Below are 25,820 nucleotides of genomic sequence, written 5' to 3' on the forward strand. Positions count from 1 at the left end.
TTGACCGAAGATACATCAGGGACCATAGCGCGTGGAGCTTTGCTCCCCTTCCAAGCGCAAAAAAATAGCAAACGAGTATTTAAATTGAATGTTGATATGGGAAAAATATTAGCTAAAACGAGATTGATATTTTATGTATTAGTCTTGCTCAGTTCCAGTGGAATTTATGGTCAGACAACCAGCAAAAACTTTATTACAGAGCGAACCTACAAGCTAGCGACAAGCGCTGTAAGTGATGATATTAGCACTGCATCTCGACAATTAAATTATCTGGATGGATTGGGCAGGCCGCTGCAGACCGTTTCGGTTAGTTCCAGTCCTGAAACTACCTACAATACCCCTTCTGATCTTATTGTACATACGGAATATGATAGTCAAGGAAGGGTCTCAAAAGCAATTGCACCTTATCCTGCCGTGCCGAGTATACTGTCAGGTAGTGGAAGTTTTAAGGACGATGCAATTACCAAGTCTATTGGGTTTTACAACAACCCGGCTAATTTCTGTAACAACAACGACCGTGCCTATGCATTGACGGAGTATGAAGCCTCGCCACTCAACCGCGTTCGCAAGCAGTACAGCGTTGGCACCGACAAAGGCGTTGAGTTTTCCTACGGTTTGAATGGTAGCGAAGTAAAACGATATGACGTGACGCTAAATCCAACGACTCAGCAGGAGGTTCCGACGCAGAACGGGAATTATGCTGCAAACCAGCTCACTTATGTAGAAACCAAAGACGAAAACCAAAACAGGGTCAGGGAGTATCAGGACAAAAGTGGAACGGTAGTATTAAAACGAGCATATAACGGCAGTGAGGAATTCAGTACTTACTATGTATATGACGATCTCTCACAACTCCGGTTTGTATTGCAACCCATGTACCAGGATGATCCCAGTCTGGACAGATATGTCTTTAAATATACATATAACTCCGCAGGCCTGATGGCCTCCAAGTATGTTCCGGGTGGGGGTACGACGACATTGGAATACGATGCACGGGATAGGCTGATCAAGAGTACCGATGGCAGGGGCATTGCTTCCTATACGAAATATGATAACCTCAACCGAGTGATTGAAACAGGTCACATCACAGGCACTAGTACCGAAAACGCTTTGGTTAAAACCTCTTATGACGTCTACCCTTCAGGCTCAGAAGCATATGCCCAATATAGCAGTGATTACCCTTCTTCGGTAAAGGCCAATGTCAAAGGACAAGTCACTGCAATCTCCACGCGGGTACTCGCTTCTAATGGAACATATAATACCTCAGATGTCTGGTTGGCCAATGTGATGTACTACGATGAACGCTACAATGTGATTCAAACGGTGCGAAATTTATATGATCTGGGCGGTATTTCGAGAGAGCGTGCTTCACGACGACTGCGTTTTGATGGCCGCCTGGAACAAGAGTTTATTGAACAAGCTGCAAGCACTGGTTTGAATGGGGTGGAAAAGTTCTTTGCCTATGACCATGCAGATCGGCTCGTTTCGACCCGTTATCTTGTTAAAAAGGACGGAACCACCAAAAGAGACATTACCCTATCAGCTAATAAATATGATGCGCTGGGACAGTTGAAAACCAAATCCCTCTACTCCGCTGAGAATGATGGCAATTACCGGGAGCAGCTTGATTACTGCTTTACACCCAGAGGCTGGCTAAGCAAGGTGACCGGAAAAACCGGTGGTGTTGAAAATTTCGGAGTAGAATTAAAGTATAATATCCCGACGAACGGAGCGACAGCCCAGTACAATGGCAATATCGCGGAAATGCTCTGGAAACGGGGAAGTGCCTGGGTGGGCTACAAATTTGCTTATGATGGAGTGAACCGCCTCACCAACGGCGAAGGGGTGAGCGGAAACACCAACCGTGAAACGATTTCCGAATACGACAAGAACGGCAATATCAAAAAGCTGCAACGTGCTTTTGACGGCGTGCAAAAAGACAACCTGACCTATGTCTATAATGGCAACCAGCTCACAAAGGTAACCGATGCAGAGAACAACTCGGAAGGCTTCAACAATGGCTCCTCGGGGACTGGCGACGACTACCTCTACGATGGCAATGGTAATGCCACCAAAGATGCCAACCGGAATATCGGCACCAACGGCATCGTATATTCCGTACACAACCTGGTGCAACAAGTGACTATCGCGGGAGGAGCTACTTTAACTTATATGTATGACGGTGCAGGAGCCAAGCTTCGCATGGCAAATTCCAATGGCGCCGTAAACACCAAGTACGCCGGGGCATTTGAATACAACCAGAGTAACTACCTTACTCGGATAGCTACCGAAGAAGGCCAGATCAACGTTACCAACAACGGCAACAACTTTGCCTTTGAATATTATCTGAAAGATCATCTCGGAAATAACCGGATGGTCATGAGTGAAGCGGGCACAATGACCCAGGAGATGGAATATTTTCCTTTTGGGCTAGCAATTCCTAGGACGGCTGGGACGAATAAGTATCTTTACAATGGTAAGGAGAAACAGCCGGAAACGGGTTGGTTGGATTACGGAGCTCGACAGTACGATGCGACTATTGGGAAGTGGATGGTGGTTGATCCGTTGGCGGAGCAGTTCTCGAGTTGGTCCCCATACAATTACGGCAAAAACAACCCGATAAGGTTCAAGGATGTTGACGGGTTGGCACCGTTTGACATTACCTTGCTCGGGGCCAATAATTCCAGTGTTACGGTAAAAACAGACGCAGTGGATTTAACAGTCAATGCCAGTGGCCTGGGTGTTGACTTTGGTGGCAACTATACTTTATCCGGAAATGACGTATTACAAGCTGCCGTAGATATTGGTGGTGTCTTTGACCCTACACCTACATTAGACATTGTTGGCGCCGGACTGTCTGCTAATAGCAGGGATTATTGGGGAGCTGGTGCAAGTGTGCTGGGCGCAGCATTGCCATATGTTGGCGATATTGCTAAGGCCGGAAAAATTACCAAAGGGGTGGAAGTAATTTCTGATGCCGTTGGTGTTGCGAAGACAGAGGCAAAGGCGGGAAAAGAAGGCGTTGCAGGAGTTGTAACCGGCTATACTAGACATGGGTTGAACCAATCCATTGGGCGAGATGGTGGTAGAGGTGTTAAGGCGTCGGAAATGTTGGAAGCCGTCAAAAATCCTAAAAAAGTGACTACTCAAAACAACGGTGGTATAAGGCACGATGGCACTGGTGCCAAAGTTGTAGTAAACTCAGATGGAAAAGTCATAAGTACTTTTGGGAAACCGAGAGGAGAAGTGATATATTCTAATGGAAAAGGCAACAATGCTTTGAATAGGGCCAAACAACTCGGTTTGGATTATGATCCGAAAAAAATACGATGATGAAAGAAATAGAATTCTCAAGTAGCCAGTTTCAATTCTTAATGGATAATTTTCCAAGTTTAAGTGCCATATTTGAGAAAAGTACAGTGAGTTTTCAAAGCTATATTGTATCTCTGGAAAATAGTCAGATTGAGCATTTGCTGGATGGACTTTCAAGTCTGCTCTTAGAGCAAGGAATCCAAATAGATTCTGAACCAAATGACCTTGGATATTTTATTGAATCTTTAATTGATCCGCTCAGTCGGGCCTTTTATAGTTCCGATGTTCGTTGAATAAAAGAAAAAAATAGATTGTATCAGATCATCAAAAACGTATAACAGAACAGGCTCCGGAGTGGAGCCTGTTCTGTTATACGGCATATTGCCTTTTGGCATTAAAATCTCTGATGAGCGCGTCAATAACCATAAAAATCTGTTTGCGGTCAGCTTCGGGCATTTTCGAAACTTCCTGCATGCGGCTGAGTGTATGCTTGTCGAGCTCCAGATCAGAATTCTCCACCAGATAATATCGGCGGAGTTAAAGCAACAGAAGGAAAGGCAGTTGGTATGGAAAGGGAAAAATACCGATGGAAAAAATAGCGGTTTTAGGGTAGAGTATGATGAGAAAAATGGAGCTCATATAAATGTTTTCAGTGGAAAAGAAAAAGGACCTCATTTTACTTTTCCTGCAACTGAAAAAACAGTAAACAAAATTCAGAAAAAATATGAGAAGGATTGATTTTATAGAATACGATGAAGATTTTGCAGATGAAGTTTTCCCTTTTCTGGAAAACAAGAAATTACATATTATTGACAAATCTAGAATTGAGGAATATAGCGATTTGATCTTGGAAAACCACCCTCATAAATTGGGCAGAGTTCAATTTAATCCTACAAATTTGATACTTTCAAAATCTGATTTTGTGGGTCTTGCTGAGAAGGATTGGATTAGTTCTATTAAAGATAATTTAGTCCAATTTGCTTTAAAACACCAAATAATGGATTTAGAGTTTGTTTTAATTGGGGATAATGAAATTGCAAACAGTTATCATTTCCTTTTGAAGGATTTTCTAGAATTTTTTTGGAGCTTCTTTTCTATTCCACAACATACCTATTTAATCTCAAAAGACGGAAAGCATCTCTTTGCGTACACCTTTGAGGATGATTTATATTTTGCTCAGAGCAATTAAACTGAAAAGTAACAACACAAACACCCCGGCCAGTCTGGGGTGTTTGTCGCTTTACAGCGCCGCGATATTTTTAAGCTTAGCGGCGTTGATCAGGTTGTCTATTGTATCGAAGATATTGCTTTTATCTTCATCGGAGAGGTTTTCAATGTCATGCAGGCGTTGGAGGTTCTTTTTATCGAGCACCATGTTATCCGACTTTCCCAGCAGATAATCCAGTGTTACGCCCAAGGCATCGGCCAATTTTAAGGCCACTTCGATAGAGGGCTTTATCTCTTCCATACCGGCCCACAATTGGGGCTGACGCCCCAATGAGCTTAGCCAGCTCATCCTGGGAGTACTTTTGTTGCTTCCTGATCTGCAAAACTCTTTCCCGAAAGTTGTAGGCTTCCCATTTTTAGAGGAGCTGTGATTTAGACTTCGTTGTTGATTGCAATGGTTAATTCTTCTTTTTTCATCGCACTTTCTTTCAGCTGTACGCGCTTGTGATTTGGTGTTAGTCCCTTCATTGATCTGTGCGGATGCTTGCTATTATAATTGTCGAGCCATTTATCCGACAAAATGCGCAGCTGTTCCAGAACGGCTGCGGCACAGTTCGCAAAAGGTGTAGGAGAGGCGGTAGTCAGAAATCTAAGAGCAGTTACCGTAGATTTACCTCAGACATTAAGAGAATTTGCTAGCACTGCAACACTGGCTGGTAACGTCGAAGCGGCAGTTGGTGTGGCGATGCTCTATGAGAAAACCAAAAGTGATTGGAACAGCGGAGATGTTGGCACGCGAGCTAACATTGCTGGGAATGTTGTAGGTGAAGTTGCTATTGCAGTGGCTGGTTCTAAAGGTGTTGGGAACCTGGGTAAGGCGGGTGAAGTTGCAAATGTAACATCGAAAGTGAGTGAAGTTACCTCTGTCGCTGACGTTAGTAGCAGTGTTTTGTCAGCATCGGAAACGCTTAGAATACAAAATGCAGCGACTAGAATTATTAAGCTCATTACAGTAATTGGGAGTCGTGCTGCTGGTGTGGTCAAAAATGATATCAACACAATAAAAGGGGCAGTAGCTGATTGGGACTACGTAATCCCGGGACTTACAAGTAAGAACTGGGGCACAATTAAAAACTCTTTGCCGGGGGCACGTTCTGTCCTGGATAATACGCCCAGAAATATTGATATCTTTAAAAAGCCAGTAGATACAAACTTGCCCCGTATAACCATTAATCCACGATAAAGAGTTGTTAGATGACACTAGAAGACGAAATTCTGATAAGTAAATTCGGACAGAATGCAGTTGAAATTAAACTATTGATAGATCGATTCGGCACGCTAGAGTTTCTAGAAAAGAAAGCGCTACTAACTTCGCTCTTGTATTTCATTATGCAATCCAAGCCAACAAATGACGATATTCAACCCGCAATTTCGGCGAGTAAACTAAAACCCACTTTTACGCCTTGTGTGTTATTAAGGAAGGGAGTAGCCACTCATAACTTAAATTGTATTATTGAGTTGCCCGAAAATGAACTGACGAAGGCGTATACTTTGCTCCTAAGTCTATTTCGAATTGCTTATGGCAGAAGATATGATGTTGAAAAAGGGCATCATGCGGATGAAGGAAATCGCCAATACCAGGGTTCGATATGGGTTCCAGCGAATTTTTGTGCTGTTGAAAAGAGAAGGATTCAGTGACAAGGGGCCCGCCACCGCGGCACAAGCGAGTTTATCGTGTCTATAAGGCCTGTGGGCTGAATTTGCGAACAAAGAGACCAATAAGGAGCCGGAGCGCTGAGCACCGATTGGAACGATTGGACACTCAAGGAATAAACAAGGTTTGGAGCATGGATTTCGTGCAAGAAGCGCTTCAAAATCAGGAAATCAACCACTAACAAACCAATATTTTAGATTTATATGGAACCACCCATTAAATTAGTAAAAAAAATAAGCTGTTTTTTTATATTAACTACGCTGCAAGGCTGTTGGACGACTGAAAATGATATTATTGAAGTAAGCAAATTGGTAGGCAATTTTAATGTAATTTACAATCAAAATGATGTTTCGGCAGGATATATATTAGGTTTTACTTCTGGCAATGGTTCTTATCAGCACATTGAAAAGCATTGTGAGCAGATTTATTTTGATTCAACCGAAATTTTTGTAAAATACACTTGGAATGATGCAGATACAATACAACATTATAGTAGAATTAGAATATTTGAGAAAGGAAAAGCTCCTTACCAAAAACAGGAACTAAGTGGCAGGGATTTTTACAAGAGAGTTAGGTCTTGCAAAGATTGTACCGAAATAAAATATAACAAAGGCCCTGGATCACCTTCACCAATATACAAGGCAAAGTGATTAGTTACTCTATAGAGCACTATTTTATTCATCATATCGGCAACCTGCTTATGATGATCAATAAATCAGAGAGCATCATTCGCGAGGTGGAGTTTTCTTTTAATTGAGCTTTTCCAGATTTGCAATCGGAACAATAATAGCAAAACGTTACTAACGCTCTGGATTTTCTGATCAGAACCGCTTAAGTGTCGACCGACTCTCGCCCCTAAAATGTTCAAAACGAGCTGAAACGGAGTGATATGTCTCAGAAACGGCACTTTATCCGCAGAAAAGGATAAAGCGAGCGGATCTTAAGCCCTCAAAGCGAGTCTAGGTGGATATGCTTTGAGGGCTTTTTTGACTGAAAATGGCACAGCCACGAACCTTATCCGAACGTTCTATTAAGTGCTGAGATTACTATCCTTTGGGCTTGCAATTCTTAAGATTGCAGGAACGAACAAGTGTACATTCTTGGGCAAGGAAAAGCAGCCCGAAACTAACTGGATAGACCTGCAAGCCCGGTTTTATGATCCAACTATCGGACGCGGCTGTTGCATTAAGGTGTGTTTTTTCAGGAAATCAAGCAGATTAGTTGCCATTAAATAAAATGCCTTGACAAGCTATATCGAATGCTTGTCAGGGGTTTCTGTTCTCGAATCGGAACGACATTGTTTTTCAATGCGTCAGTTGCAGGGCACTGGAAAGCGTGTCGTTGAGCTCATAGACGCTCGTCTATGAAGTGCTTTTTTATAAATGGGGTGGGGTAGCAGTTCGTACCCGTACGCTTTCTTTGCTAGGCGTTGCGATAGATCAGGAATACCTCTTTTTTAACTTTCGCATATCCCCGGAGATTTTACTATCTACGATCTTAGCGTAAATCTGGGTCGTTCTGATGTTCGAATGGCCAAGCATTTTAGAAACGCTCTCAATGGGAACCCCATTAGAAAGCGTGACCGTTGTTGCGAACGTGTGGCGAGCTATATGAAACGAGATGTTGCGGTCAATACCATAGACATCCGCAATTTCTTTTAAGTACGCGTTCATTTTCTGATTACTAAGGATGGGCGGCATCTTCCCAGTCGCATGGCATTGCACTTCATTCTCATATTTTGCTATGATTTTTAACGCTGCTGGAAGCAACAGAACGCGAGACTGTGAATCGGTCTTTTGTCTATTGATTATTACCCATTGTTCGCCATCCTGGCCTGTCTTGATGTCGGATCGTGACAGCTTCTGCACATCTACGTAAGCCAAGCCGGTGTAGCAACTAAAAAAAAATGTCTCGCACCTGGGTGAGGCGCGCCGAGGGGAATTTTTTCGAACCAATGAGTTTCAGTTCTTTCTCTGTGAGTGCAGCGCGATTCACTTCCTTCTTTCGGCTTTTGAAGCCGAAGAAAGGGTCCTTTTGTAAGAGTCCGAGTTTTATTAAGCTTAATACAATCTTCTTACAATAGGCTATGTATGGAAAATACGGTGCCACAGACTACCCCATTCCGTGGCAGATTGACCACAAGTCCAAGTTTTTGGATTTTCGTATAACTCACTGATAAAAAGAGAGATATGATGGTCAACCTAGGCCGAAATGACCTGGTCAATCCAAAATAAAATCAGGTGGTCAGTTTCACCGTAATTTCCAATAGAGTAGTGACTATCTCATTGAAATATCGCTTTTTCTTTTCCAGGAAACTTTTCTCCCAGATTTTGCCGGCTTAAGCACCTTCAAGTAGAGTTTCCCAGCAAACAATCAACTCGATTGATCAAGCAAGCTTATTTCTTCTACCGGCTGGCCGTTAGAATTGCTGTCGACCTAAGAGTCCTGCCTATCGACTTCATGATAATTATCGCCAAACTCCATCAACGCAAAAAGTGTTTCTTCTTTGAAGCAGAGAGGGTTCAGATACTCTGTCAGTGCTTTGAGCTTTGTTTTGACATCAAGTCGATGCCAATTGCTGACTGTTGTGATGTGATACCTGACTGCGTCGAGTGCATAACTGGAATCATCAATAGCGATGTTCGACGCAGACCATTGGGTATGTGATCTTTTGTAATAGGGTTCAAGGCTCGTTAGCACGTTTCTGTACAAATTCCCGATGTAGGGACTTCCCGCCAAATGAGAGCACTCCGGATCGTGACATCTAAACTTCACAAATTCAAGCGCCTTGGCCAGCGCGATTAGCTCCGCATGGTGATCAAAAGTTATCGAAATCATTTTTTATCCGACCATATTATGCTATGCCTGGCTAATTTACTTTATCCAACCATAGCAGCGTGTAGTTAAACAGATTCTTAGAGGGATAATCGGTACCATAAGTGACGGTCAAGGTTTTCCCCACGACACCACCTTTTATAGATAACAGAGTTTCAACCGGGTCGCCAGGTCGTCCGCCAAAATTTGTTGTTTGGGTTTCCTTATGGTTCACAGTCCCTGAATCACTTACGATCACATTCTTGAATGTCCATGGCCCCCAGGTTTGATTCAGATTCGGCGTCTCGATGATTCCTTTATATCGCCTTATGACTTGGAGGTAGGTAACATTAACCGAATTCGCTCCTTGGTCAGATTTTGTGATATCAATTTGTGTGATTTCGGTCTGACTAGTACCACCAATAAACTCGTGATGGCTTTGTGACCGATAAGTCCCAGTTAATTCGAGGACATAAGCGGGGACAAGCTCTTTCTTGTTGGACTTGCACCCAACGGCGATTATCAGCACTATGAGCAACTTTAATCTAATTGTGTAATACCATATTCGCATCGAATCTTGCTTATAATAAAAGCAACAAAAAAAATCTCCGTACCGTAGAGACTTGGTTTTGTTTTTGGTTGCCAATTCTCTTGCATGCTGATAACTAGTAAAGATGTCGTTTGATAAATCTCCTTGCGTTTCTCGTTTTTGTAAGTCTTTAGCGGTTTGAAAGACTCACTAATTCGAGAACGTTACACCTTTGAATCCCATTCGCTCCTTACCCTCCATGTTGTTTTAGGCATAAAACTCCACAACAGCTCAAACTCAAATATATCTGTCTTGATTGACGGATTTCTAGCTTCAACCGCTCTAAGAAATTTTACAAAATTATCGTTGGTCACCGACGGTAAGACCGTGATAGACTTTTCAATGCTGTCACCTACCTTATATTGAATTCACCAGTGACGGTCATTCTGGAGGTCGGAGCTCAGACCTAGCTTTATCGCCGTAATAGAGGAAAGAGGAATTTTGATGTCCTTGTTATAAGAAAAAAATCCTCGTCGAATTTGAGATCGCGGATAAAGAAGCCATTTCCAATCCAATACAAACCAACCGCCGAAGACACAAAAAACATTATGTTTCCTGCTCCAAACGTCCCCTTCAGTACAAGGTGGATACCGAAAATTAAATTGGCCGTAATAACTATCAACGTGGAAAGGCGTTTCATGCTGATTCTAAGGCTAGCCAAGTATTGCAACTTTTATTTTCAAGTGGTCACGTAGGGATTCGAACCGCCCGGCGGCCCGGCCCAAACCTCCTGATCCGTAGCAGATGCGATGCAAACAAAAAAGCATCTGAGGATCGCTCAGATGCTTTAACTTGTGGTCACGTAGGGATTCGAACCCCAAACCTCCTGATCCGTAGTCAGGTGCTCTATCCAATTGAGCTACGCAACCGTTTCCGAATTGGACTGCAAATGTATGAGATGAATTTCGCAGTCGCAAATCTCGGCAGATAAATTTAAGAAAAATTTTCTCAAAATCTGCTAAATGCCTTGAAAATCAGGCTTCCTTTTTTCTAAAAAAGCAGAAATTCCTTCCTCAACATCCCGCGTCCCAAACAGTGTTTCCTGACTTTCACGCTCCCTTTCCAACATTTGCGGCAGATTGGAATGCATGGATTGGTTGAATGCGCGCTTCATGGCACCGATGGCCAGGGTTGGGGCATGGCGGTAGTAGGTTATCAGCCTGTCTATTTCGCTGTCGAGGGTCTCCGAGGATACCGCTTTTGTGATGAGCCCTATTTGTTGTGCTTCTGTCGCGGGTATACGCCGACCGGTAGAGGCCAGCTCGAAGCTACGGGCTATACCTATGAGCCGTGGGAGGATGAATGTTGCGCCAGCGTCAGGCATGAGGCCTATTTGTACAAAAAGGAGGCTCAGGTATGTGTCTTCGGTGGCTATTACCACGTCACAGGCAAGTGCCAGTGAGCAGCCCGCCCCTACGGCCAAGCCATTCATGCGGCATACCACGGGTTTCGGGATATCGCGAATGGCGGTGATCATCGGCTCGTAGTAATCCCTGAGGATTTCGCCGGCGCTTTTGCCGGATGTCGCGGTTTCTTTGAGGTCGGCACCGGAGCAGAATGCCTTGTCGCCGGTGGCCGTAAGGAGTACCACGCGAACGGAGTCGTCGTCTGCGGCGGTCTGCACGGCGCCGGTGATCTCGGCAATGAGCGCCGGACTTAATGCGTGATATACGTCCGGGCGGTCGAGCGTAATGCGGGCAACACCATCATTATTTTCGAAAATCAGGTTTTGATACATGCTGTGAAGTGTTTTGTATCAAAAGAAGAAATAAACAGTAGCACTACTGACGAAAAGTCCACAAAATACACCGGCGGCGATTTGCGGGGGCGTGTGCGCGTTCAGTTGCAGGCGAGCGCTCATGAGCCAGCCGCCAATGAGGATCGTCAATAGTAACGGCATTAGTAAAGCACTCTCGTCGAACCGGATCATCAGGCCCGACAGCATGCCGATCGCGCCGCCAATACCGGTGGCGTGGGCGCTGATTTTCCAGAAATAGCTGACCATCGCAATCAGCGCCAGTGACAATGTGACGCTGGCCAGAATGACGGAAATCTGCGGCGCAAGCTCGCCGATCGGTTCCAGCTGCCAACCGAACAAGTAGGTAGCGAGCCCGTAAATGATCACACAGGCCAAGTAAGGAATGCGGCGCTCGGCGGCATCTTCCACGTGCAACGACGTAATCATGCCCATTTTCTTAAAATAGAACATCATCAGAGCCGGTGCAATAAAAGTGTTCAGCCAAAGCAACAGCAGGAGGCTTCCCAGCGCAGGCAGTTCGAATGCGCTCACGCCCACCAGATCGGGAGCGAGAAGGAAGAGCAATGCAAACAGGTATGTCGTGAGTATCAGCGGGTGGAAAATCACCGATAAAATGGTAGCAATTCGGTTATTCAAAACAACAGGTCTTTAATCAGGATGATGCAAGCAAAATTAAGCTGAAAACCAGACTGTACAATGATTGAGTTCCACAGAAAAGTAAGTTGCATGCGCACAATAGGTTTTCGTGGTCTAATTTGTAATTTTGCGCCTCATTCGTAAAAAACCGGGCATTTCCCGGCTGACATTTTAAAGATTGAATTGAAAAAAATGGGACCGTTGCAAATCAAAGAAATTTTACAAACTGCGCCTGAAAACCAATCGGTTGTCGTAAAGGGCTGGGTGAGAACAAAAAGAGAAAGCAAAAACGCGATTTTCATCGCGCTGAATGACGGCTCGACCATACATAATATCCAGGCAGTGGCTGAACCCGGTCAGTTTTCTGCCGAATTGCTGTTAACAGTAACCACCGGATCATGCCTTAAAATAACCGGCCAGCTGATCGCATCGCAAGGCTCGGGCCAAACAGTTGAAGTAAAAATTTCTGAAATAGAGGTTTACGGAACGGCAGATCCTGAGGAATATCCTTTGCAGCCGAAAAAGCATTCGCTGGAATTCCTGCGCGAGATCGCCCACCTGCGCCCGCGTACGAACACGTTCAGCGCGATCCTCCGCATCCGCCACGCATTGGCGTTCGCGGTGCATCAGTATTTCAATGAAAAAAGCTTTTTCTACCTGCATACACCGGTCATTACGGCTTCCGATGCCGAAGGTGCAGGCGAAATGTTCCGTGTGACCACACTCGACCTGAACAACCTGCCGCGCACGGAAGAAGGCGCGATCAATTTCAAAGAAGACTTTTTCGGTCGTGAGGCCAACCTGACCGTTTCCGGCCAGCTGGAAGGCGAACTGGGCGCAATGGCGCTTTCGAAGATCTATACTTTCGGCCCGACGTTCCGCGCTGAAAACTCCAATACCACGCGGCACCTCGCGGAGTTCTGGATGATCGAGCCGGAAATGGCGTTTTTCGAGCTGGAAGACAATATGGACCTTGCCGAAGATTTTGTCAAAAGCGTAATTTCCTATGCATTGATCAACTGTAAGGACGACTTGAATTTCCTTCAAAACCGCCTGACAGAAGAAGAAAAGAACAAACCGCAGAACGAGCGCTCACTGCCATTGCTCGAAAAACTGAGCTTTGTAGTCGACAATCCGTTCGAGCGCCTGACTTATACCGAGGCGATTGAGATCCTTTTGAAATCGAAGCCCCAAAAAGAAGGCAAATTCCAGTTCCCTGTGGGCTGGGGCATCGATTTGTCGAGCGAGCACGAGCGTTACCTGGTAGAAAAGCATTTCAAGAAACCGGTGATTCTGACCAACTATCCGCGCGAGATCAAGTCGTTTTACATGAAATTGGATGAAGACGGCAAAACGGTTCGCGCAATGGACGTGTTGTTCCCCGGCATCGGCGAAATCATCGGCGGTAGCCAGCGTGAAGAAAGTTACGAGAAACTGCTCGGCCGAGTGAAAGAAATCGGTATCGATCCCGAAAACCTTTGGTGGTACCTCGATACCCGTAAGTTCGGAACGGCGCCGCATTCGGGCTTCGGGCTAGGTTTCGAGCGCCTGGTTCAGTTCGTAACAGGCATGGGCAACATCCGCGACGTGATCCCGTTCCCGCGCTACCCTAAGAGTGCAGAATTTTAATTATTCTACAAGCTGTTACCTTTTTCATGGCTTTACGTAACAAGTAAAGCAGTTAGTGTAAGTTTTATTTAAACAGCACGCACATGAAAAGGAACAGACAATTTCTTCGAAGCAGTATTGTGGCCATAGCCGCGATACTGCTTTTTGTTTTTGATGCTAATGGGCAGGATCCATTCCACGTCAAATGGACCATGGATTACACCCAGGCGGGCGTTTCCGATCACGCCAACTTCACGCCCGCAAGCGCTGCCCTATCCGGCGGGCCCAACACTTTTACATTACCCACCGTTTACAGCGCAGGCGGTGCCATTGTGGTCGGCTACATTATCAGGCCGTGGCCGGTGGCGTTTTCAGCTTCCCGCTACATGGAGTTCTCATTTACGGCCAATTCATTTAAATACAACATTACCTCCATTGCTTTCCGCCTCCGCCGCTCGCCAAATGGCCCGAACAGTATCAAGGTCCGGACGAGTATGGATGGTTTTGCAACGGATCTGAATGCATTTGTGATCGGTAACAACAGCGTGTTCAACAGCTATAATATCCCTGTGAGCTATAACAATCTTTCCAGCAACACCTTCACGGTCAGGATATATGCCTGCAATTCCGTCGACATCTACGGAACATTGTGGTTTGATGAAATATCGGTGAACGGCGATGTTCTGGCAATTACCCTTCCGGTGGATATTATTTATTTAAAGGGTCATTCGGAAAATGGGCGCATTGCATTGGAATGGGAAACGGGGTGGGAAAAGAATTCGAAGCAATTTATAATCGAGCGGAGCAGCGACATGAGGGTATTCACGGCAATCGGAACGGTTGCAGCTTCCGGGGAAACCACCGGGCGGACTTCTTATTCATTCGTTGATAATGATCCGCCGGCAGGTATCAATTATTACAGGCTGAAACTCGTCGACAAAGATTCGGGCTTTACCCATTGCAGGCCGGTCGCAATTGAACATCCCGAAAAAGCTTTTGCAGTTCAAGTCGCACCTAATCCGGCTTCTTCACAAACCATCATTATAAAGGCAGCCGACAGCCGTGACGCTGTTCTGGCAATACACACATCATGGGGCACACTTGTCCCATTCCGGCGCGAAGACGACGCCGACGGGTACATTCATCTTATTCCATTTCGAGCGCTCGTTTCTGGCATTTATTTTGTTACATATCAAAGGAATGGTCGAAAAGAACATCTGAAAGTTCTAGTTCCATAAGGCATTCTGCGCTTAATTTGTAGTGGTAAAGTATAGAAAATGCGATCGATGCGTCGTTAGCATAGCAACGTTCTGAATATTAAAGGCCAAAAGCCTATGTTGAAAAAAGTGCAGCCGAAAGTGTGGTGGACGGCAACTGCTGTCCTGGTTATTATGTTGATTTCCTGGGGATTAGTTAGAAAAAACAACGCCGATTCCCCGGACGTGGCCGTGTCGGGCAAATCGGTTAAAAACCTTGATCCGGTCGCGGTGACAAATCCTGATGCCGCTATGGCAGAGAAAATCGCGAAGATTGAGGATATTTTCAGGCGCAAACGAATCGCTGGTTTCAACGGCAATGTGCTCATTGTCCAGAAAGGCAAAATACTTTACCAGAACTCCTTCGGTTTCGCGCACATGAAGGCGAAGGACACGCTTACGTCCGACTCCCGTTTTCAGCTGGCGTCGCTCTCGAAGCCATTTACGGCTGTCGCGGTTTTGAAACTGATCCAGGAAGGCAGGGTTGCACTCGATGATTCCGTGCAGCGCTTTTTCCCTGATTTTCCTTATCACGGCGTGAAAGTCGATATGCTCCTGAGCCACCGCAGCGGCCTTCCGAATTACATTTACTCATTCAACGACAGCGTCCGGCACGGAAGGAAATATCCCGATAACCTCGATATTCTGGATTGGTATGCCAAGGCTGTCCCTACCCCAACGCCCTACAACCGTCCCGGAAGGTCGTTCAACTATTGCAATACCAACTACTGCGTACTCGCCGCGATTGTCGAAAAGGTGACCGGCGATTCGTTTGGCAAATACCTGAACAGCCAGATTTTCACCCCGCTGGGCATGCAGAATACCTATCTGGTAACCGACACGACCATCGCCGCTACAAAAAACAGGACCGACGGGCATCAGTATGGACGCAAGCTGGAAAAGGATTACTACGATGAAGTTGTTGGTGATAAAGGACTCTTCTCGACCACGCTGGATATTTACAGGTTCTATAATGGCCTCACCAAAGGACTGATCATCGAAAAAAACCTGCTCAACGAGGCATTCAAGCCGCGGAGCTTCGAACGCGACGGCATCCGCAATTACGGCTATGGTTTCCGGATGCACATCAAGGAAGACCACACACCACGATTTATTTACCACGGCGGCTGGTGGAAAGGTTACAATACCATGCTGTGGGTCTGCCCCGAAGACGACGCGGTGATCATTGTCCTCGGCAATACGTATAACCGCTCCACGTATGACCTCCGCGAATTGCTGGAAGTAGTGCACGGTTCGGTGAAGATCGACGATATTGAGAAAGACATCTAGCATTGTTTGAATTCGGCCGCGAATTCAGGATATTTGCCGAAATTAAAAGCATTCCCGCACTTATGCCCGACATCGCATTCCTCTTACCTGCTTATTTGCTGTTGGGCTTGCCGTTTTCGTGCTTTTTGTTGCTTTGGCTTGGTGGAAAAAGTCTAAATAAATTCGCAGGTAGGATCGGTGTGCTCACAACTGCGGCGGGACTCGTGGTCAGTCTGCTTTACGCCGATGCGGGTGCAGTGCATACCCTGCGCTTCGAATGGCTTACGATCGGCAGCCACGTTATCGAGCTTTCCTTCCGTTTCGATACCCTTTCGGCCATGATGCTCGCCATCGTGCATTTCGTTGCATTGCTTGTTCAGCTGTATTCGATTGCCTACATGCATGACGACCGGAATGTAAACCGTTATTTTGCATTTATACAGCTATTTCTCTTCTCGATGCTCGGCATTGTACTTTCGGGTAGTTTGCTGGTCATGTACATCTTTTGGGAGCTGGTCGGACTGTCGTCTTACCTCCTTATCGGTTTTTGGTATACTAAAAAAAGACCCGTTTGGGCAGCGCAGAAGGCATTTGTGCTCAACCGCATCGGTGACGCCGCTTTTCTGACCGGCATTTTAATGCTCTTCTACTATATCGGCTCTACGGACTTTGAAGTGCTTTCGCTCGAAGCGGGTACGATTTCCCCCGGGATTCTCACGGCCATCGGCATTTGCCTGTTTGGTGGTTGTGTAGGTAAATCTGCGCAATTCCCGCTGTCCGGCTGGTTACCGGATGCGATGGAAGGCCCTACGCCGGTTTCAGCATTGATCCACGCGGCTACGATGGTGGCAGCAGGTATTTTTTTGTTAGCAAGAATATCCTTTTTGCTCACTGTTGACGCTCGTTTGGTGATTCTGGTAATCGGGGCTATTACCATGGTTACTGGCGCTGTGAAGGCATTAAAAGGCTGGGATATTAAAAAGGTTCTCGCCTATTCGACGATGTCGCAACTCGGGCTGATGGTGATGGCCGTCGGCTTCGGAAGCTGGCAGACCGCCTTGTTCCATTTGGCGACCCATGCATTCTTTAAAGCGGGCTTATTCCTTTCGGCCGGTTCGGTAATCCACGCGGTAACTCCGGGCAATGAATTGCCCGGTTTCGAACCCGATTATGACCCGCAGGATATGCGCACGATGGGCGGCCTGCGCAAGGCGCTGCCCATTACATTCATTTGCTACCTGATTTGCGCAGCCGCATTGGCCGGGTTGCCATTCTTTTCTGGCTTCCTTTCCAAAGACGCGATCATTACCGAAGGTTTCCTTTGGGCTGCGGAATTTGGTACGTTGGGCTACTTGTTCCCTGTGCTGGTCATTGTTTCGGCCGGGTTAACGGCCTTTTATATGACGCGGCAGGTGTGGCTGGTGTTTTTTGGAGAAAAACGGTTCCCTGCAATTGTGCATCCGCATGAGTCGCCCGTTGCGATGTGGTTGCCTATGGCATTGCTTTCCGCATTATCACTATTCTTTTGGTTTTCCATTAACCCTTTCAATGCCGAGGGCTGGTTCCTGCATTGGATCGGGAAAGAGCATGGCGAGCACCTGGTATGGGTGCCGTTTATCGCGACCGCCGTTACATTTCTTTCGATTTTCCTGGCTTACCGCGAAACCGGTGCCGACAATCCATTTAAGGTAAATGACCCAATACCGGTTGGCGAGCCCGTTCAGAGCCCTTGGAGCTGGCTGCGCGGTTATTCCAACGAACAATACTTCCTCATTCCATTCGAAGTAATCACGAAGTACCTCAAAGCCTTCGAGAAAAATATTGTCGACGCCCTCGTCGATCTGGTTGCGAAAGGCAGCCTGGTGTTCGGACATTTCATTGCCTGGGTCGACAGGATGTTTGTCGACGGTGCGGTACACCTGACCGTCTTCTCAATCCGCTCCGCCGGCCGCGCTGCCCGCAACATGCAGAGCGGCCGGATACAGTCGTATTACATCGTGACGGTAATGGGCGTCTTTTTATTGATATTGTGGCTCGTTGCGCTGTAATGCAGGCGGGCCGGTTAAATTAATGCTTGATGATTGATCATATACTCACCTTCTTAATTGCCATACCATTACTCGGCGCGGCGGCCATCGCTTTCTGGCCGGTCGACAGTCAGCATAATTTCCGTCTCATCGCGGCGGTAGCATTGCTGCTGGAAGTAGTGGTTACGGTGGTATCCTATTTGTCATTTAATAGTCAGGATGCTGCGCTGCAGCTTTCCGAGGCCAGGGACTGGATCACATTACCGATCGGCTCGCTGGGTGTTGTGTCCATCGATTATGCATTGGCAGTGGACGGGATCAGCTTCCCGCTCGTACTCCTTGCCGTAGTCGTATTGCTGGTAGGGGTTGTCAGTTCCTGGAATGTCAATCACAAGCCAAGGGCCTATTTTGCATTGTACCTCCTGCTAAGCGGCAGCGTGATGGGTTGTTTCCTCGCGCAGGACTTTTTCCTTTTTTACCTGTTCTTCGAATTCATGCTCCTGCCAATGTACTTTCTCATCGGTCTATGGGGCGGTCCGCGGCGTGAATATGCTGCATTGAAATTCTTTATTTACACATTTCTGGGCTCATTACTGATCCTGATCGTGATGATTGGCCTGTACCTTTCTGTGATCGACCCCGTGGAAACGGCCCGGATGGTAGGCCTCATCGGTCCCGACGACGCGGTTCATCCCGACATGATTCCGCAGATCCAACAATGGCTTTTCGACGGCAAAATAGCGCCCGAGCAACTGATCCACACATTCCGGTTCACCTACCTGGCCGACCAGGGCAACTACATTCCCGGCTCGATCCTGAGTGCAGCATCCGAATTTTTTATCGGCAACATACCGGTTCGCCTGCTCGCATTCTGGTTCCTGTTTATCGGTTTTGCGGTGAAACTGCCCGTTGCACCCTTGCACACATGGCTGCCCGACGCACACGTAGAGGCGCCCACGCCTATATCCGTCGTGCTCGCAGGTATTCTGCTGAAAATCGGGGGTTATGGCTTCATCCGGATCGTCGACGGCTTTTTTCCGGCCGAAGCGTTGTACAGCGCCATTCCGCTCGCCATTCTGGGGATGATCTCGATCGTTTACGGTGGTTTCAATGCATTGGGGCAAAGCGATTTAAAGAAAATGATCGCCTACTCCTCGGTATCGCATATGGGTTTTGTGTTGCTGGGGATCGCCGCATTTACGCCTGAGGGTTTCAATGGAGCCATTTACCAAATGGTTAGCCACGGCATATTATCGGCAATGCTTTTCTTGCTCACCGGTGTGCTTTACGACCGCACCCACGACCGTCGCATCGATCATTACCGTGGCCTGATCACCGTCATGCCAAAATACACCGTCATCACCGGCATCGCATTCTTTGCTTCCCTGGGCCTTCCTGGCTTTTCGGGCTTTGTTGGAGAGCTATTCACCCTTATGGGCGCATTCCAGTCCGACGCCCTGCCCGTCTGGATCCCGGCCATATCGACGCTTGGCATTGTGCTTGCCGCAGGTTACTTCCTGTGGACCTACCAGCGCATGTTTTTCAGCTCGTTCTGGTACAAAAATGCAACCACACAAGTCCTCACCGACCTCACACGCCGCGAAACGCTCATGCTCGTACCGCTGGTGATTCTTACAATCCTGATCGGTATTCTGCCAGGGTTGCTGTTTGATTTATCGGGACCGACGATTCAAGCCTGGTTGGAAGGGATGAAGTGATGGGGTCAGGGCTCGCCTTAAATAAGCCGCATTCCTTCTATTCAAGGATTAAAATCCAAAAATATTATGATTTCGGCCATTGAAAGGTTTACCTTCCAAACAACTGCTCGAAGCTAAACCGCCCTTTTTTCGACAGTGCTTCCAGTGTCTGCTGCTGATCGGGCGTTAGTATTTCAATAATCTCAATCCGCTTTTCTTCGGCAAGGCGTTTGCGGTCGCTTCGTTTATTGTCGCCACGGCGCTCCATTTTCCTTTCCATTCTCGCGTAACGGCGATCAATCTTTTTGAGCTGTTTTTGCTGCCGCTTGCTGAGTTGAAGCTGATCGGCATACTTGTCCATGTTCTTTTCGAGCCGCCGGTTGTTGAGCTTGCTATTCACGGCGGGATCACCACTTTCGAAACCGTCGTCGCTGCGCCGGTCGCTACCGCGGCGGTCGCTACCGCGGCGGTCGTCGCCGCGGACGTCGCTCCGGCGGCTCTGTGCGAATGATGTGGAATTGGCAAGGCTGCCCAGTAGCAGGCCGAGGGCGAAGATCAGTGTCAGGATTCTTTTCATGGGGGTGATGATGGGTTAAAAATTCGATGCTTATAACGGTCTTTCTGCCGGCCATTATATACCACCCCTCTTTTTCATTATCCGTGAGACTTATAGACTTATTCAAATAAATATAGTTTTACAAGGAAGTTCGAATGGTATTTTTTGCAATCTTTACAGTAGTTGCTATTGGTTTTATTTCAAACTCCATTCAATTTTCCAAATTTTATTTCCCTACACCCTGTTTTGTCAGATGAAAGATAGTGCTCCTTCACAAAGGTTATTGTCCCTGGATACGTTGCGTGGTTTTGATATGTTCTGGATTTCCGGTGGCGAAGAGATTTTCCATGTGCTCGCCAAAGTGACCGGCTGGTCGTGGGCGATATTCCTGGCACACCAGTTTACCCACCCCGATTGGAACGGTTTCCGTGCCTATGATCTCATTTTCCCCACTTTCCTTTTCATGGCCGGTGTTTCAACGCCCTTTTCATTGGGCAGCCGCCTCGAAAAGGGGGTCCCGCCCTCACAGCTGATCCGCAAGGTGATTCAACGAGGCATTATCCTGGTTATTCTGGGCATCATTTACAACAATGGCCTTTTCGAAACGGAATGGTCGCAGATGCGCTACCCGAGCGTGCTCGCGCGGATCGGGCTCGCAGGGATGTTTGCTCAGATTATTTACCTCTATTTCGGTTTCCGGGCACGATGGATCTGGTTCGGTGGGCTGCTCATCGGCTATTACCTGTTTATGATGTTCTATCCCGTCCCTGGCTGCGGAGCGGGCTTCCTAACGATCGATTGCAACCCGGCCAGCTATATCGACAAAATGCTTATCCCTGGCCGCCTGCACCTCACCATTCACGATCCCGAAGGACTCGTTTCGACGATTCCAGCCATAGCTACCGGTCTGATGGGCATTTTCGCGGGCGAGCTGCTCAGAACCAGCCACGAAATCATTTCTCAGAAGAGCAAAGTCATTTACCTGGTTTTTGCAGGAATTGTTAGTCTGCTGGTCTGCCTCGTCTGGGATCATTTTTTTCCTATCAATAAAAACCTCTGGACCAGCTCGTTCGTACTGTGCGCAGGTGGGTTTAGTACATTGCTGCTCGCATTGTTCTACTGGGTCGTGGATGTGCTCAACTACCGAAAATGGGTGTTGTTCTTTGTAGTAATAGGGATGAATTCGATCGTCATTTATATGGTCGGACGGTTCATCGACTTTGGTTATACGTCCCGGGCATTGTTCGGCGGATTACTAAGCTATTTACCGCATGGAGCAGAGGCGGTGGGCGAAGTAATTGCATTTATCGCCGTACAATGGGCATTTATGTATTTACTTTACAGAAACAAATTGTTTTTAAAAGTATAAAATGTCAGGAATGGTCAAGCATTCCGTCATTCACACATTCAACATTAAAATATGATCCAAGTCGCCAACTTGACCAAGGTTTACGGAACGCAGCGTGCGGTCGACGGGATTTCATTTAATCTTAAAAAAGGTGAAATTGTGGGTTTTCTAGGTCCGAATGGGGCCGGAAAATCGACGACGATGAAAATCCTGACCGGCTATCTCAAACCAACCGAAGGCCTCGCCAAAGTTTCGGATTTCGATGTGATACAGGAACCTATGCCCGCGCGCAGGGCTATCGGCTACTTGCCCGAGCATAACCCGCTGTACCTGGACATGTACGTAACGGAACTCCTGCTCTTTTCAGGAAAACTGTACGGAATGAATGGAGCCGCATTGAAGGCAAGGGTCGACGAGGTGATCGCGATGTGCGGGTTGGAACCTGAGCGCCGGAAGAAGATCGGACAGCTTTCCAAAGGTTACCGGCAGCGCGTCGGGTTAGCGCAGTCTTTTTTGCACAATCCGGACGTGCTGATCCTCGACGAACCGACGACCGGCCTCGACCCTAACCAGATCCAGGAGATCCGCGAGGTGATCCGTACGGCCGGGAAGGACAAAACAGTGCTCTTTTCCACGCACATTATGCAGGAAGTGGAAGCATTATGCGACCGCGTGATCATCATCAACAAAGGAAAAGTAGTGAGTGACAGTTCGTTGCAGGAGCTCCGAGACACGGGCGATTCGCTGGAAGATATTTTCAGGAAGCTCACGCAGCAAGCTTGATGTTCCGACAGTAGTTATCAAGACGATATTCGGTTAAGCAAATATTAGAATTGCATTAAAACCATATTTTCCTGGATTTAAAGCGCTGAAAATTTGTTATTGTTGTAACTTTTGATGAAATCCAATGTCAGTTATTGAAGTGGTAAACCTAACATTCCCTCGTTAAGTCAGTGTTTTCAGGTATGAAAAATTGGTGGTTCAGCCGGTTTCGTGTTGTTGTGATTGTAGTAGCGCTGGTGGTGCTTACCTCTATGGCTTCTGTTGCCTGGAAAATGATGACGGTGACGGCAATAGCGGTCAAAAAGGAGCCTGCTGTTGTTGAACCCAAACACAAAACCCCCAAAAAGCGCCGCGATCCGGTGCTCGTCCTGCCCGAAAACGAATGGGTGGACAGTACCCTCAAATCCCTGAGTATCGAGCAGAAGATCGGCCAGCTTTTCATGGTAGCTACTTACTCGAACCGTGACGAATCCCATTACAAATACATCGACAAGCTGGTCAACGACTACCAGATCGGCGGCCTTATATTCTTTCAAGGCGGACCGGTAGGCCAGGCACAACTTACAAACCGCTACCAGTCGCATTCCAACATCCCGCTTTTTATCGGTATCGATGGCGAATGGGGCCTCGGTATGCGCCTCGACAGTACGATTTCCTTTCCCAAACAAATGGTACTCGGCTCGATCCAGGACGATCGGTTGATTTACCGCATGGGCGAGGACATCGCCCGCCAGTGCAAACGCCTTGGCATCCAAATTAACTTCGCGCCGGTCTCGGATATCAACAGCAATGCGGACAACCCGGTGATTGGTATACGTTCGTTCGGTGAGGACAAAGAGAATGTAGCCCGGAAGTCGATCGCCTATATGAAAGGCTTGCAGCACAGCCGCATTATCGCTACCGCCAAGCATTTCCCCGGCCATGGTGATACCGATGCGGATTCGCATTTCACATTGCCGGTGCTGACGCATTCTTTGGAACAACTCAGCAATACGGACCTGTACCCCTACCGTGAGATGATTGCGGACAGCCTGATGGGCGTTCTCAATGCGCATTTGTACATTCCTGCATTGGATAACACAGCCAACCAGGCCAGTTCGCTCTCCGACAAGGTTGTAAATGGCTTGCTTCGTAAAGACCTGGGCTTCCGCGGACTGGTATTTACCGATGCCATGAACATGCGCGGCGTGCTTAAAAACGGCAAAGCCGCCGACGTGAACCTGAAAGCACTGGTAGCTGGGAACGATGTGCTGCTTTACCCCGAGAGCATTGCCGAAACGGTAACCCGCGTTAAAGACGCTATTAACCAGAAACTGATCAGCGAAAAGATCATCGACGATAAGGTCAAACGCATTTTGCAGGCTAAATACTGGGCCGGATTGAGCAAATACCAGCCTATTGACATTAATAATCTGTGCGCCGACCTGAACAGCGAGAAGAGCAATGAGCTCTACCGCGAGCTGTGCGAAGCTTCGGTGACCGTCGTGAAAAACGACAATAACCTCCTTCCCATCGGCTCGGTGATGGACAACAATATCGCGTCCGTAAGCATTGGCGAGGGTAGTAGTACGGCATTCCAGAAAATGCTTTCGACCTACAAACCGATGCGGAGCTATTCGTTCTACGACGGGCCGTCGTCGCAGGAGCAGATTACCGAAATGCTGGGTTACCTGGAACCTTACAATACTGTGATCGTCGATATTCACGGCATCAGCTCCAAGCCGGGCAGGAATTACGGGGTTACCACAGGCATGGCCGATTTTGTAAACCAGCTCAAACAGCAGAACAAAAAAGTGATCCTTTGCCTCTTCGGCACGCCATACAGCATTCAATACTTCCCAGTAACCGACGCGCTGATCTGCGCCAATCAGGACGGGAAAGACCAGCAGGAAATCGTTCCGCAGATCATTTTTGGCGCGCTGAGTTCGAAAGGGCGTCTGCCGGTCTCGGTATTGGCTTATAAAACGGGGACTGGTGTGAGTACAACTTCCATCAATCGCATTGCATTCGGCACACCGGAGAGCGTGGGTATGGATGGTATTTCGCTTAGAAAAATCGATGAAATCGCTACGGCGGCGGTGAATGATCACGTTTTCCCTGGCTGCGAAGTACTCGTGGCCAGACAGGGTAAGATCATTTACGAAAAACAGTTCGGCGGGCTAAGCTACCGGACCAACGACCGCGTAACGCCCGAAACGATTTACGACCTTGCTTCGGTCACGAAGGTTTCGGCCACATTGCAGGCCGTAATGCTGCTTTACGACCGGAAGCAGATCGGACTGGACGAAAAAGCATCGAAGTATCTCCCGGAACTGGCAGGTACTACCAAACAGAACTTCACCGTCCGCGACCTGCTCCTGCACCGCTCGGGCCTGATTTCGTTCTACCCCTCGCTTTGGGATCGAACCAAAACCAGCGCCGGAGGGCTGCTGCCCGAATATTACAGCTCAAAACAGGATACCGCCTACTATTTGCAGGTAGCGCCCAAGCTTTTTGCCAAAGGTGCATTGCGCGATTCCGTATGGAAATGGGTGGTAGAATCGCCGATGAACAACCGCCGCGACCGGGCTGGTACTTACGGTTATTTGTACAGCGATCTCGGCTTTTTGACCCTGCAAAAAATTGTAGAAAGAATAACCGGCCAGCCGCTGGATGTTTTTGTGGCTGCCAACATTTATGAGCCGCTGGGCCTGGCCTATCTCGGCTTTAATCCGTTGCGTCGTTTTCCTGAAAAACAGATCGCACCTACCGAACAGGATTACCGTTTCCGCGGACAGCTGCTGCAAGGGACGGTGCACGATCAGATGGCCGCCATCGTCGGAGGCGTTTCCGGGCATGCGGGCCTGTTTGGCACGGCACGCGACCTGGCCGTTTTACTTCAAATGAATCTTTGGAAGGGCAATTACGCCGGAAAACGTTATTACGAACAAGCCACGGTGCCGTTCTTCTCCCGCATGTACGACGAGTCGCATCATCGCGGGCTGGGCTGGGACAAGGCGCCGGCAGATGGCAACAGTTCCTATGTATCGCCGCTGACCTCCGTCAACTCCTTCGGGCACACGGGTTTCACGGGCACGATGGTTTGGGTCGACCCCGAGGAAGACCTGGTGTTTGTATTCCTCTCCAACCGAGTCAGTCCCGATGCGGAAAACACGGCGATTACTACCCAGCGTACACGCCGCAAAATTCAGGACGTAGTGTACAGTTCTTTGATTCAACGGAAAAGCCAGCTTCCTTAAATCACCTTCAGCGTATTTGAAAAATATCTCTAACTTTACCAGTCAA

22 protein-coding genes, 1 tRNA gene and 2 pseudogenes are annotated in these 25,820 nt (G+C 47.5%); 16 read left to right on the forward strand and 9 right to left on the reverse strand.

The features are described from left to right. From ACTJJJ_RS11050 to ACTJJJ_RS11065, 4 genes are all read left to right on the forward strand, one after another. The gene (locus ACTJJJ_RS11050; protein ID WP_440701812.1) at positions 1-3,333 is read left to right on the forward strand and encodes an RHS repeat domain-containing protein; all 3,333 of its coding nucleotides are present in this window, start codon (positions 1-3) and stop codon (positions 3,331-3,333) included. Continuing rightward, complete coding sequence (locus ACTJJJ_RS11055; RefSeq protein WP_426292661.1) at positions 3,330-3,605, forward strand: hypothetical protein; 276 nt, start codon at positions 3,330-3,332, stop codon at positions 3,603-3,605. The genes ACTJJJ_RS11050 and ACTJJJ_RS11055 overlap by 4 nt, the downstream gene beginning before the upstream one ends. Positions 3,606-3,666: 61 nt before the next feature. Beyond that, a complete protein-coding gene (locus ACTJJJ_RS11060) occupies positions 3,667-4,050 on the forward strand; it encodes a hypothetical protein (protein ID WP_426292662.1) in 384 nt (127 codons plus the stop codon). Next, positions 4,037-4,501, forward strand: coding sequence for a hypothetical protein (locus ACTJJJ_RS11065; protein WP_426292663.1), 465 nt, complete (start codon positions 4,037-4,039; stop codon positions 4,499-4,501). The genes ACTJJJ_RS11060 and ACTJJJ_RS11065 overlap by 14 nt, the downstream gene beginning before the upstream one ends. Before the next feature lie 51 nt (positions 4,502-4,552). On the opposite strand, the gene ACTJJJ_RS11070 is transcribed toward ACTJJJ_RS11065, so the two are convergent. Together ACTJJJ_RS11070 and ACTJJJ_RS11075 are read right to left on the reverse strand one after the other, a co-directional pair. Next, positions 4,553-4,780 carry a DNA-binding protein gene (locus ACTJJJ_RS11070; RefSeq protein WP_440701813.1) on the reverse strand — a complete coding sequence of 76 codons (228 nt, stop codon included), beginning with the start codon at positions 4,778-4,780 and terminating at the stop codon, positions 4,553-4,555. A gap of 131 nt (positions 4,781-4,911) precedes the next feature. Further along, entirely contained in the window at positions 4,912-5,058 is a 147-nt protein-coding gene (locus ACTJJJ_RS11075; RefSeq protein ID WP_440701814.1) for a hypothetical protein, read from the reverse strand. 1 nt (position 5,059) lies between these two features. Between ACTJJJ_RS11075 and ACTJJJ_RS11080 the strand changes: the two genes are divergently transcribed. The 4 genes and pseudogenes from ACTJJJ_RS11080 to ACTJJJ_RS11095 all read left to right on the forward strand — a co-directional run bounded on the left by ACTJJJ_RS11080 (position 5,060) and on the right by ACTJJJ_RS11095 (position 6,843). After that, entirely contained in the window at positions 5,060-5,722 is a 663-nt protein-coding gene (locus tag ACTJJJ_RS11080; RefSeq protein ID WP_440701815.1) for a hypothetical protein, read from the forward strand. A gap of 11 nt (positions 5,723-5,733) precedes the next feature. Beyond that, positions 5,734-6,081, forward strand: a pseudogene (locus tag ACTJJJ_RS11085) (DUF5958 family protein); the annotation flags it as partial. Between the two features lie 13 nt (positions 6,082-6,094). After that, a pseudogene (locus tag ACTJJJ_RS11090) lies at positions 6,095-6,356 on the forward strand (IS3 family transposase); the annotation flags it as partial. Positions 6,357-6,396: 40 nt separating this feature from the next. After that, positions 6,397-6,843 carry a hypothetical protein gene (locus ACTJJJ_RS11095; protein ID WP_440701816.1) on the forward strand — a complete coding sequence of 149 codons (447 nt, stop codon included), beginning with the start codon at positions 6,397-6,399 and terminating at the stop codon, positions 6,841-6,843. Positions 6,844-7,632: 789 nt separating this feature from the next. Here ACTJJJ_RS11095 and ACTJJJ_RS11100 read toward each other — a convergent pair. The 6 genes from ACTJJJ_RS11100 to ACTJJJ_RS11125 all read right to left on the reverse strand — a co-directional run bounded on the left by ACTJJJ_RS11100 (position 7,633) and on the right by ACTJJJ_RS11125 (position 11,991). Continuing rightward, positions 7,633-8,061: a site-specific integrase gene (locus ACTJJJ_RS11100; protein WP_440702645.1), complete on the reverse strand. Its 429-nt coding sequence runs from the start codon at positions 8,059-8,061 to the stop codon at positions 7,633-7,635. Positions 8,062-8,629: 568 nt separating this feature from the next. Then, a complete protein-coding gene (locus ACTJJJ_RS11105; protein WP_440701817.1) occupies positions 8,630-9,031 on the reverse strand; it encodes a hypothetical protein in 402 nt (133 codons plus the stop codon). Positions 9,032-9,062: 31 nt separating this feature from the next. Continuing rightward, positions 9,063-9,536: a hypothetical protein gene (locus tag ACTJJJ_RS11110; protein ID WP_440701818.1), complete on the reverse strand. Its 474-nt coding sequence runs from the start codon at positions 9,534-9,536 to the stop codon at positions 9,063-9,065. An 855-nt stretch (positions 9,537-10,391) separates the two neighbouring features. Continuing rightward, positions 10,392-10,465: transfer RNA gene (locus tag ACTJJJ_RS11115), tRNA-Arg, on the reverse strand. A gap of 89 nt (positions 10,466-10,554) precedes the next feature. Continuing rightward, the gene (locus ACTJJJ_RS11120; protein WP_440701819.1) at positions 10,555-11,334 is read right to left on the reverse strand and encodes an enoyl-CoA hydratase/isomerase family protein; all 780 of its coding nucleotides are present in this window, start codon (positions 11,332-11,334) and stop codon (positions 10,555-10,557) included. 18 nt (positions 11,335-11,352) lie between these two features. Beyond that, positions 11,353-11,991, reverse strand: a complete 639-nt coding sequence (locus ACTJJJ_RS11125) for a hypothetical protein (protein ID WP_188938857.1) — start codon at positions 11,989-11,991, stop codon at positions 11,353-11,355. 192 nt (positions 11,992-12,183) lie between these two features. On the opposite strand from ACTJJJ_RS11125, the gene asnS reads away from it, so the two are divergent. The 5 genes from asnS (at position 12,184) to ACTJJJ_RS11150 (ending at position 19,869) form a co-directional block, all read left to right on the forward strand. Next, positions 12,184-13,620: an asparagine--tRNA ligase gene (asnS, locus tag ACTJJJ_RS11130; RefSeq protein ID WP_426292668.1), complete on the forward strand. Its 1,437-nt coding sequence runs from the start codon at positions 12,184-12,186 to the stop codon at positions 13,618-13,620. 83 nt (positions 13,621-13,703) lie between these two features. After that, entirely contained in the window at positions 13,704-14,837 is a 1,134-nt protein-coding gene (locus ACTJJJ_RS11135; RefSeq protein ID WP_440701820.1) for a T9SS type A sorting domain-containing protein, read from the forward strand. A 96-nt stretch (positions 14,838-14,933) separates the two neighbouring features. Beyond that, positions 14,934-16,145 (forward strand): serine hydrolase domain-containing protein, encoded by a 1,212-nt coding sequence (locus ACTJJJ_RS11140; RefSeq protein ID WP_440701821.1) that lies wholly within the window; start codon positions 14,934-14,936, stop codon positions 16,143-16,145. 62 nt (positions 16,146-16,207) lie between these two features. Continuing rightward, positions 16,208-18,172 (forward strand): NADH-quinone oxidoreductase subunit L, encoded by a 1,965-nt coding sequence (gene nuoL / locus ACTJJJ_RS11145; RefSeq protein ID WP_440701822.1) that lies wholly within the window; start codon positions 16,208-16,210, stop codon positions 18,170-18,172. Between the two features lie 29 nt (positions 18,173-18,201). Next, positions 18,202-19,869 (forward strand): complex I subunit 4 family protein, encoded by a 1,668-nt coding sequence (locus tag ACTJJJ_RS11150; RefSeq protein ID WP_188938852.1) that lies wholly within the window; start codon positions 18,202-18,204, stop codon positions 19,867-19,869. A gap of 88 nt (positions 19,870-19,957) precedes the next feature. Here ACTJJJ_RS11150 and ACTJJJ_RS11155 read toward each other — a convergent pair whose 3' ends face one another. Continuing rightward, positions 19,958-20,425, reverse strand: coding sequence for a hypothetical protein (locus tag ACTJJJ_RS11155; RefSeq protein ID WP_440701823.1), 468 nt, complete (start codon positions 20,423-20,425; stop codon positions 19,958-19,960). A 232-nt stretch (positions 20,426-20,657) separates the two neighbouring features. On the opposite strand from ACTJJJ_RS11155, the gene ACTJJJ_RS11160 reads away from it, so the two are divergent. The 3 genes from ACTJJJ_RS11160 to ACTJJJ_RS11170 all read left to right on the forward strand — a co-directional run bounded on the left by ACTJJJ_RS11160 (position 20,658) and on the right by ACTJJJ_RS11170 (position 25,774). Continuing rightward, positions 20,658-21,773 (forward strand): acyltransferase family protein, encoded by a 1,116-nt coding sequence (locus tag ACTJJJ_RS11160; RefSeq protein ID WP_188938850.1) that lies wholly within the window; start codon positions 20,658-20,660, stop codon positions 21,771-21,773. Between the two features lie 51 nt (positions 21,774-21,824). Beyond that, positions 21,825-22,535 (forward strand): ATP-binding cassette domain-containing protein, encoded by a 711-nt coding sequence (locus tag ACTJJJ_RS11165; protein ID WP_440701824.1) that lies wholly within the window; start codon positions 21,825-21,827, stop codon positions 22,533-22,535. A 182-nt stretch (positions 22,536-22,717) separates the two neighbouring features. Further along, positions 22,718-25,774, forward strand: a complete 3,057-nt coding sequence (locus ACTJJJ_RS11170) for a glycoside hydrolase family 3 N-terminal domain-containing protein (protein ID WP_440701825.1) — start codon at positions 22,718-22,720, stop codon at positions 25,772-25,774. Positions 25,775-25,820: the final 46 nt, after the last annotated feature.

This window comes from Dyadobacter sp. 22481, from assembly GCF_052044875.1.
In the GTDB taxonomy this organism is placed as follows: Bacteria; Bacteroidota; Bacteroidia; order Cytophagales; family Spirosomataceae; genus Dyadobacter; species Dyadobacter endophyticus.